Annotated in this window: 8 protein-coding genes; 5 read left to right on the top strand and 3 right to left on the bottom strand. The window is 53.5% G+C overall.

Translation table 11 applies throughout. The features are described from left to right. Positions 1-233: GTP-binding protein (locus tag RDN66_RS18865; RefSeq protein WP_308538110.1), on the bottom strand; the 233-nt coding region annotated here is incomplete at its 3' end. A gap of 379 nt (positions 234-612) precedes the next feature. Here RDN66_RS18865 and glnA point away from each other — a divergent pair. From glnA to RDN66_RS18845, 4 genes are all read left to right on the top strand, one after another. Then, positions 613-2,022, top strand: a complete 1,410-nt coding sequence (gene glnA, locus RDN66_RS18860; RefSeq protein WP_035892307.1) for a glutamate--ammonia ligase — start codon at positions 613-615, stop codon at positions 2,020-2,022. Between the two features lie 206 nt (positions 2,023-2,228). Then, on the top strand, positions 2,229-3,278 hold the full coding sequence (gene glnL, locus RDN66_RS18855; RefSeq protein WP_035892306.1) for a nitrogen regulation protein NR(II): 1,050 nt from the start codon (positions 2,229-2,231) through the stop codon (positions 3,276-3,278). 9 nt (positions 3,279-3,287) lie between these two features. Continuing rightward, entirely contained in the window at positions 3,288-4,700 is a 1,413-nt protein-coding gene (gene glnG, locus RDN66_RS18850) for a nitrogen regulation protein NR(I) (RefSeq protein ID WP_035892305.1), read from the top strand. A 111-nt stretch (positions 4,701-4,811) separates the two neighbouring features. Further along, positions 4,812-4,919, top strand: a complete 108-nt coding sequence (locus RDN66_RS18845; protein ID WP_147281518.1) for a YshB family small membrane protein — start codon at positions 4,812-4,814, stop codon at positions 4,917-4,919. 69 nt (positions 4,920-4,988) lie between these two features. Here the strand turns inward: RDN66_RS18845 and hemN are convergent, their stop codons facing one another. Together hemN and yihI are read right to left on the bottom strand one after the other, a co-directional pair. Then, positions 4,989-6,362, bottom strand: a complete 1,374-nt coding sequence (hemN, locus tag RDN66_RS18840; RefSeq protein WP_202216878.1) for an oxygen-independent coproporphyrinogen III oxidase — start codon at positions 6,360-6,362, stop codon at positions 4,989-4,991. Between the two features lie 188 nt (positions 6,363-6,550). Continuing rightward, positions 6,551-7,066 carry a Der GTPase-activating protein YihI gene (gene yihI / locus RDN66_RS18835; protein WP_202216879.1) on the bottom strand — a complete coding sequence of 172 codons (516 nt, stop codon included), beginning with the start codon at positions 7,064-7,066 and terminating at the stop codon, positions 6,551-6,553. Between the two features lie 590 nt (positions 7,067-7,656). Here yihI and yihA point away from each other — a divergent pair. Further along, entirely contained in the window at positions 7,657-8,292 is a 636-nt protein-coding gene (gene yihA / locus RDN66_RS18830) for a ribosome biogenesis GTP-binding protein YihA/YsxC (protein ID WP_035892382.1), read from the top strand. Positions 8,293-8,512 lie beyond the last annotated feature (220 nt).

The raw sequence follows: 8,512 nt of genomic DNA, 5'->3' as shown, positions 1-8,512 counted from the left end.
TGCCCTGGGGTATCAACGATGTTGATACGGTAATCATTCCATTTGATTGCGGTGTTTTTCGCGAGGATGGTAATCCCACGCTCTTTCTCCAAATCGTTGGAGTCCATCACACGTTCTTGAGTTTCAGCACGTGCATCAAACGTACCGGATTGCTGCAGCAGCTTATCAACCAGGGTAGTTTTACCATGGTCAACGTGCGCGATGATGGCGATGTTACGCAAATTTTCGATCACAACTTTGCCTCGGGCATTAGAAATAGCGCGTTATTGTACACGGATTAATCGCACTACAAAACAGGATCACAGAGATCCTCCGCAAACAAGTATTGCAGAGTTTCTTTGTGATCGCTTTCACGGAGCATAAAAAGGGCACCTGGACACAATTTGCACCAATATGGTGCTCATCGCTTCATGATAAGCACTATAATGGTGCAAAGACGCTATCGTGGTGCAGCCCTTTTGCACTATGGTGCGCATGATAACGCCTTTTGGGGGTGATTTAAAAGTTGGCACAGATTTCGCTTTGTATATTTCAAGGCAACAACGCCACTTTAAGCAGTGATTGAAGACCTCGTTACCACGACGACAATGATAAATCCGGGAGATGTTAAGTATGTCCGCTGAACACGTTTTGACGATGCTGAATGAGCACGAAGTGAAGTTTGTCGATCTGCGCTTCACCGATACCAAAGGTAAAGAACAGCACGTCACTATTCCTGCGCACCAGGTAAATGCCGAATTCTTCGAAGAAGGCAAAATGTTTGACGGCTCCTCTATCGGTGGCTGGAAAGGCATTAACGAATCCGACATGGTTCTGATGCCAGACGCATCTACCGCTCTCATCGACCCGTTCTTTGAAGAGTCTACCCTGATTATCCGTTGTGACATCCTGGAACCAGGTACCCTGCAGGGCTACGACCGTGACCCGCGCTCCATCGCTAAACGCGCTGAAGAGTACCTGCGCGCTACCGGCATCGCAGACACCGTTCTGTTCGGGCCAGAGCCAGAATTCTTCCTGTTTGATGACATCCGCTTCGGCGCATCCATCTCCGGTTCTCACGTGGCTATCGATGACATCGAAGGCGCATGGAACTCCTCCACCAAATACGAAGGTGGTAACAAAGGTCACCGTCCAGGCGTTAAAGGCGGTTACTTCCCAGTTCCTCCGGTTGATTCCTCACAGGACATCCGTTCTACCATGTGTCTGATCATGGAAGAGATGGGCCTGGTTGTTGAAGCGCATCACCACGAAGTTGCGACTGCTGGCCAGAACGAAATCGCAACCCGCTTCAACACCATGACCAAGAAAGCGGACGAAATTCAGATCTACAAATATGTTGTGCACAACGTCGCTCACCGCTTCGGTAAAACCGCGACCTTTATGCCAAAACCAATGTTTGGCGATAACGGTTCCGGCATGCACTGCCACATGTCCCTGTCCAAGAACGGCGTAAACCTGTTCTCCGGCGACAAATATGCTGGCCTGTCCGAGCAAGCACTGCACTACATCGGCGGTGTTATCAAACACGCTAAAGCTATCAACGCCCTGGCTAACCCGACCACCAACTCCTACAAGCGTCTGGTCCCAGGTTATGAAGCACCGGTAATGCTGGCTTACTCTGCCCGTAACCGTTCTGCATCCATCCGTATCCCGGTTGTTGCTTCTCCGAAAGCGCGTCGTATCGAAGTGCGCTTCCCGGACCCAGCAGCTAACCCATACCTGTGCTTCGCAGCACTGCTGATGGCAGGCCTTGACGGCATCAAGAACAAAATCCACCCTGGCGAAGCCATGGACAAAAACCTGTACGACCTGCCGCCAGAAGAAGCGAAAGAGATCCCACAGGTTGCTGGCTCTCTGGAAGAAGCGCTGCAGGCTCTCGATGCTGACCGCGAGTTCCTGACTGCAGGTGGCGTGTTCACTGATGAAGCTATCGACGCTTACATCACGCTGCGCACCGAAGAAAACGACCGCGTACGTATGACTCCGCACCCGGTTGAGTTCGAACTGTACTACAGCGTCTAATCGTATTTTGAGTTGTACTTTCCAGCTGTAGCGGCGCCATTGCCCTTGGGTTCTGGCGCACTCCCTGGAATTAAGTTGCCGTGGAAACTTTCAGCCCATCTCAGGATGGGCTTTTTTCTCCACCAACAACCTGATATCTCGCGCTTTTTACCCGTAAAAAGCTATACTGCACTAAAATAGTGCAAGCCTTTTCAGGAGACTGCTAAATGGCAACAGGCGCACTGCCCGATGCTGGGCAGATCCTTAATTCGTTAATCAACAGCATTTTACTGGTCGATGATGACCTGGCCGTTCACTATGCGAACCCTGCTGCACAGCAGCTGCTGGCGCAGAGCGCGCGCAAACTCTTTGGTACGCCTTTACCCGAGCTTCTAAGCTATTTCTCGCTGAACATTGGCTTGATGCAGGAGAGCCTGCAAACGGGCCAGGGGTTTACCGATAACGAAGTGACGCTGGTGATTGACGGACGCTCGCATATTCTTTCGCTAACCGCACAGCGTTTGCCAGACGGTTTTATTCTGCTGGAAATGGCGCCAATGGATAACCAACGCCGCCTCAGCCAGGAGCAGCTCCAGCACGCTCAGCAAATCGCGGCGCGCGATCTGGTACGAGGGCTCGCCCATGAGATTAAAAACCCACTGGGTGGCTTACGCGGCGCTGCACAGCTACTCAGTAAGGCACTGCCTGACCCGGCGTTGACCGAGTACACCAACGTCATCATTGAACAGGCCGACCGCCTGCGTAATCTGGTCGACCGCCTGCTTGGCCCACAGCATCCCGGTACGCATATCACCGAGAGCATTCATAAAGTGGCAGAGCGCGTCGTCAAGCTGGTCTCTATGGAACTGCCGGAGAACGTCACGCTGGTGCGTGATTACGACCCAAGTTTGCCGGAACTCCCGCACGATCCAGACCAAATCGAGCAAGTTCTGCTGAATATCGTGCGAAATGCGCTGCAGGCGCTTGGCCCGGAAGGGGGCGAAATTGTCCTGCGCACCCGCACCGCATTCCAGTTAACGCTGCACGGCGTGCGTTATCGGCTGGCCGCCAGAATTGATGTCGAAGATAACGGCCCCGGTATTCCATCACATTTGCAGGATACGCTGTTTTACCCAATGGTCAGCGGCCGCGAAGGCGGCACCGGGCTGGGTCTGTCGATAGCGCGCAGCCTTATCGATCAGCACTCCGGCAAAATTGAATTTACCAGTTGGCCAGGCCATACCGAGTTCTCGGTTTTCCTGCCAATCAAAAAATAAGGTGTGTTTATGCAACGAGGGATAGTCTGGGTCGTTGATGACGATAGCTCCATCCGTTGGGTGCTTGAACGCGCGCTCACCGGCGCAGGGTTAACCTGCACCACGTTTGAAGGCGGAAAAGAGGTGCTGGATGCGCTGGCTACCAAAACGCCTGACGTGCTGATGTCCGATATCCGCATGCCCGGTATGGACGGCCTGGCGCTGTTAACACAAATCAAGCAGCGCCATCCGATGCTTCCGGTCATCATAATGACGGCGCACTCGGACCTGGATGCCGCCGTTAGTGCCTATCAACAAGGTGCTTTTGATTATCTGCCAAAACCGTTTGATATCGATGAGGCCGTGGCACTGGTAGAGCGGGCGATTAGCCATTACCAGGAGCAGCAGCAGCCGCGCAACGTGCAGGTCAATGACCCGACCACCGATATCATTGGTGAAGCGCCAGCGATGCAGGATGTGTTCCGTATTATTGGTCGTCTCTCACGGTCGTCTATCAGCGTGCTGATTAACGGCGAGTCCGGTACCGGTAAAGAGCTGGTTGCCCATGCGCTGCATCGCCATAGTCCTCGCGTCAAAGCGCCGTTTATCGCGCTCAACATGGCGGCCATTCCAAAAGACCTGATTGAGTCCGAGCTGTTTGGTCATGAGAAAGGGGCGTTTACCGGTGCCAATACCGTTCGTCAGGGCCGATTTGAGCAGGCCGACGGCGGCACGCTGTTCCTCGATGAAATCGGCGATATGCCGATGGACGTCCAGACCCGCCTGCTTCGCGTACTGGCCGACGGCCAGTTTTACCGCGTGGGCGGCTATGCTCCGGTGAAGGTCGACGTACGCATCATTGCGGCAACGCACCAGAACCTCGAACAACGCGTTCAGGAAGGCAAATTCCGCGAAGACTTATTCCACCGTCTGAACGTCATTCGCGTCCATCTTCCGCCGCTGCGCGAGCGTCGGGAAGATATTCCGCGCCTGGCGCACCACTTCTTGCAGGTTGCCGCGCGCGAGCTGGGCGTTGAAGCCAAGCTGCTGCACCCGGAAACCGAAGCGGCGTTAACGCGTCTGGCCTGGCCGGGCAACGTGCGCCAACTGGAAAACACCTGCCGCTGGCTCACGGTGATGGCCGCCGGGCAAGAGGTGCTGATTCAGGACCTTCCGAGCGAGCTGTTTGAAGCCAGCATGCCGGACAGCACCACGGCAACCTCGCTGCCGGATAGCTGGGCAACGCTGCTGGCGCAATGGGCCGACCGCGCACTGCGATCCGGTCATCAAAACCTGCTTTCCGAAGCACAGCCGGAGATGGAGCGTACGCTGCTGACCACCGCGCTGCGCTACACGCAGGGACACAAACAGGAAGCGGCTCGCCTGCTGGGCTGGGGTCGCAATACCCTGACGCGTAAGCTGAAAGAGTTAGGAATGGAGTAAGGCCAACGTGAAGTGTAAATATTGCTCGATTCGCGCAAATTGCTGCAATTTTATACTTTACTGTTCCGATGAGTTCAGTATTATTCAGCCCGCAAATTCGAGGGGACGATAATGTTTGAATCATTGATTAATTTGGCTTCAAGCGGCGCCGCCGGTCATTCACCACAGACGGCCGTTGCTGCCGTGCTGTGTGCCGCGCTGGTTGGGCTGTTTAGCTAAGCCGGATGGCGCTTGCGCTTATCCGGCCAATAGGCCCGGTAAGCGTAGCGCCGCCGGGCAATATCAACGCTAAATCACCCGCGAGAACTGCTGCATCCGCGCTTTCTGCCGCAGATAGGCATCAAAGCACATACAGATATTACGAATTAACAGGCGACCCTTCGCCGTCACCTTAATCCCTTTATCATCGACATCCACCAGCCCATCCTGCGCCAGCGGTGCCAGAAGTTTCAGGTCTTCGGCAAAGTAGTCGCTGAATTTCAGCGCCCACAGCGTTTCTATCGCCGCGAAATCGAGGCTAAAGTTACAGATAAGCGCTTTGATCACATCGCGACGAATACAGTCATCGCGGGTTAACGCGATGCCACGCCACAGCGCATTACCCTGCTCGGCAACCTGCTGATAATAGAGTTTCAGCTCTTTTTGGTTCTGCGCGTAGCAGTCGCCAATCATGCTGATCGCCGATACGCCCATACCCAGCAGGTCGGTATCACCCTGAGTGGTATACCCCTGGAAATTGCGATGCAACACGCCTTCACGCTGGGCCACGGCCAGTTCGTTATCCGGACGAGCAAAGTGGTCCATACCGATAAACTGGTAGCCTGCCTGCGTCAGAGAGCCGATGGTTTCCTGCAAAATATCCAGCTTTTGCTGTGCCGACGGCAGGTCGGCATCTTTGATTTTGCGCTGCGCGGCGAACAGCGTCGGCAGGTGCGCGTAGTTAAACACGCTTAAACGGTCGGGATTCAGCTCAGCGACGCGCTGCAGCGTGAAGGCAAAGCTCTCCGGCGTTTGCTTCGGCAGGCCGTAGATAAGGTCGATATTGGTCGAGGTGAAGCCAATTTCGCGCGCGTGGTTGAGCAGCGCAAAGATAAAGTCTTCATCCTGCTCACGGTTCACCAGCCGCTGCACTTCTTTGTTGAAGTCCTGTACGCCCATGCTCAGGCGGTTAAAGCCCTCGGCGCGCAGGTGGTCGATAACGTCCAGCTCAATTTCGCGCGGGTCAACTTCAATAGAGATTTCAGCATCGGCATCAAAGTGAAAATGCTCGCGCAGCAGCGTCATCAGGCGGCTAATTTGCGCCTTGTTCAGATAGGTTGGCGTACCGCCGCCCCAGTGAAGCTGGCTGACGTGACGGCCGGTAAACAGCGGCGCGCGCTGGCGGATTTCCTGCTCCAGCACATCAAGATATTGGTCAGCTTTATGCTGCTGGCGGGTGACGATTTTATTGCAGCCGCAGAAATAGCAGAGCTTGTGGCAGAACGGAATATGCACGTACAGCGACAGCGGACGCTCAGGGTAACGCGCGACGGCGTGGTGAAACTCAGGCTCGCCAAAGGCGTCAGAGAATTCCAGTGCGGTGGGATACGAGGTATAGCGCGGCCCGGAATAGTTATATTTCTGGATCAGGGCCAGATCCCAGTCGATTAACTGCTCAGACATGCTCACTCCTTCCGATGGTGTCGAGAACGACGACGGCGTGCCGGTCTGGCTCCATTTCGGAGCAACAGCCGGTTGCGCAGCCACTTTTGACGCCGCGACAACCGTCGTAGTTTAACGAATAACCACACCAGATAACATACAACCAAAAGGGTTATAAGCAGGACTGGCAAGCCAATCGGGTGCAAACGTTAGTTTCCGCCTCTCAGCAGACGCATCATGTCTTCCTTGCCCTCTTCTTCCTCTTCTTCTTCGTCATCATCGTAAGAGAGGCCGAGTTGCTGCATCAGTTCATCGATGCGATCCAGTTTAGCGTCGACCCATTTCTGCTCTTCAGCAGTCAGGGTTTCGTCATTTTCCAGACGTTCCAGCAGCGCATCCAGGCGCTCATCACTCTCCAGCATATCCAGCTCGGCCTGCGGTGAAAGCATAGGTTTCTCGCTCTTCGGTTTGGGCTGTTTAATGACCGGTGCGTCAGTAACGCCCAGCGCAATTGGTTTTTTACTGCCAATACGAGGATCTTTTTGCTGCTTTTGCTTATTGGAGCCGGATGCACCGTTAGAGCCAGTCGCACGGCTACCTGCCGCGTTACCACGGTGCTTTTTATCGTTTTTACGTTCGCGAGCTTCCAGGTCCAGTTCTTCGCGCGTTTTACGGCGCTGTTTGCCCGGAGCTTTACTGCGCGGTGCAGAGGTTGGTTTTTTCATGATGTATGTCTTTAAGCCGTTTTATTCAGTATAGAATTGAGCCGGAATCTAGCAGAAAGCAAACAAAGAAAAAAGGCGACAGAGTAATCTGTCGCCTTTTTTCCTGACTCACAACCCTCTACGGGTTATACATTCCATGTTGGCTCTCAACGCGCCCTGTCTATCCGTTAGCTCTATAACAGTCCCTGTTATGGTCCTTATCCGTGTTCAACGTCTCCAGACGTTCGCCTTCCTGGCTAATTCCTTCGGTCTTCGCCTCCTGGCGTTCCTGACCGCTCATCCTGAGTCTGAATTCCTTCCGGCTCCCTTGCCGATGCGTGCTACTTTACCTTGTTGGATTAAACTAACAAGCAACGAAACGGTGGAAGATGAACAATTCAGAATATTGCCCAACATTAACTATATGATTCCAAATAGTTTGAATATTATGTCGCCTCCGTTTTCTCCTAAATTTCGCATAGTAGCAATGGCAAATGTCTTACAAACGAAGGGGCATCGTCTTACAGTCGATGCTCAACGAGGAAAACCAGTCTTTTTTTGCCGATCGGGTATAATCGCCCACATTGCCTTATTTAACGGAGATGACCGTTTTGACTAACTGGAATTATCAACAGACGCACTTTGTGACCAGTGCGCCTGATATCCGCCACTTACCTTCCGATACCGGAATCGAAGTGGCATTTGCTGGCCGTTCTAACGCGGGGAAATCCAGCGCCCTGAATACGCTGACCAACCAGAAAAGCCTGGCACGTACTTCAAAAACGCCCGGCCGTACTCAGCTGATTAACCTGTTTGAAGTCGCCGATGGCAAACGTCTGGTCGACCTGCCGGGCTATGGCTACGCGCAGGTTCCGGAAGAGATGAAAATCAAATGGCAGCGTGCGCTGGGTGAATACCTGGAGAAGCGTCTGTGTTTGAAAGGATTAGTGGTACTGATGGATATCCGTCATCCGCTGAAGGATCTCGACCAGCAGATGATCGAATGGGCTGTCGCGAGTGAGATTCCGGTACTGGTACTGCTGACGAAGGCGGATAAGCTGGCAAGCGGCGCGCGCAAAGCGCAGCTAAACCAGGTTCGTGAAGCGGCGCTGGCCTTTAACGGCGACGTGCAGGTTGAAGCCTTTTCTTCACTGAAAAAGCAGGGTGTCGATAAGCTGCGCCAGAAGCTGGATAGCTGGTTTAACGACATTCCTCCACAGGAAGAAGTCGAGGCAGCAGAAGAGTAACCCCCGCATTTATCCCGGATAGCGGCGCGCTGCGCCCTGTTCCGGGCTCGCCACATCCCACTGATTTAACTCAATATCCTTTAATTTTATCGTGACGAAAACTTTTCTTTCGCCCAATAAAAAACGCCCCAGTCATTACTGACTGGGGCGGCTAAAATATTCAGCCAAATCCGATTACGTGAAGTAAAAGGTCTGAAAGATAGAACATCTTACCTCTGTA

The organism is uncultured Kluyvera sp. (assembly GCF_902485085.1).
Lineage (GTDB): Bacteria > Pseudomonadota > Gammaproteobacteria > Enterobacterales > Enterobacteriaceae > Kluyvera > Kluyvera ascorbata.
This window is presented reverse-complemented; position numbering and strand designations above follow the sequence as displayed.

Excerpts from the sequence above, each read along its gene's own strand:
- hemN (WP_202216878.1), bottom strand. The coding sequence starts at position 6,362 with ATGTCTGAGCAGTTAATCGACTGGGATCTGGCCCTGATCCAGAAATAT.
- glnA (WP_035892307.1), top strand. The coding sequence starts at position 613 with ATGTCCGCTGAACACGTTTTGACGATGCTGAATGAGCACGAAGTGAAG.
- glnL (WP_035892306.1), top strand. The coding sequence starts at position 2,229 with ATGGCAACAGGCGCACTGCCCGATGCTGGGCAGATCCTTAATTCGTTA.
- yihI (WP_202216879.1), bottom strand. The coding sequence starts at position 7,066 with ATGAAAAAACCAACCTCTGCACCGCGCAGTAAAGCTCCGGGCAAACAG.
- RDN66_RS18845 (WP_147281518.1), top strand. The coding sequence starts at position 4,812 with ATGTTTGAATCATTGATTAATTTGGCTTCAAGCGGCGCCGCCGGTCAT.
- glnG (WP_035892305.1), top strand. The coding sequence starts at position 3,288 with ATGCAACGAGGGATAGTCTGGGTCGTTGATGACGATAGCTCCATCCGT.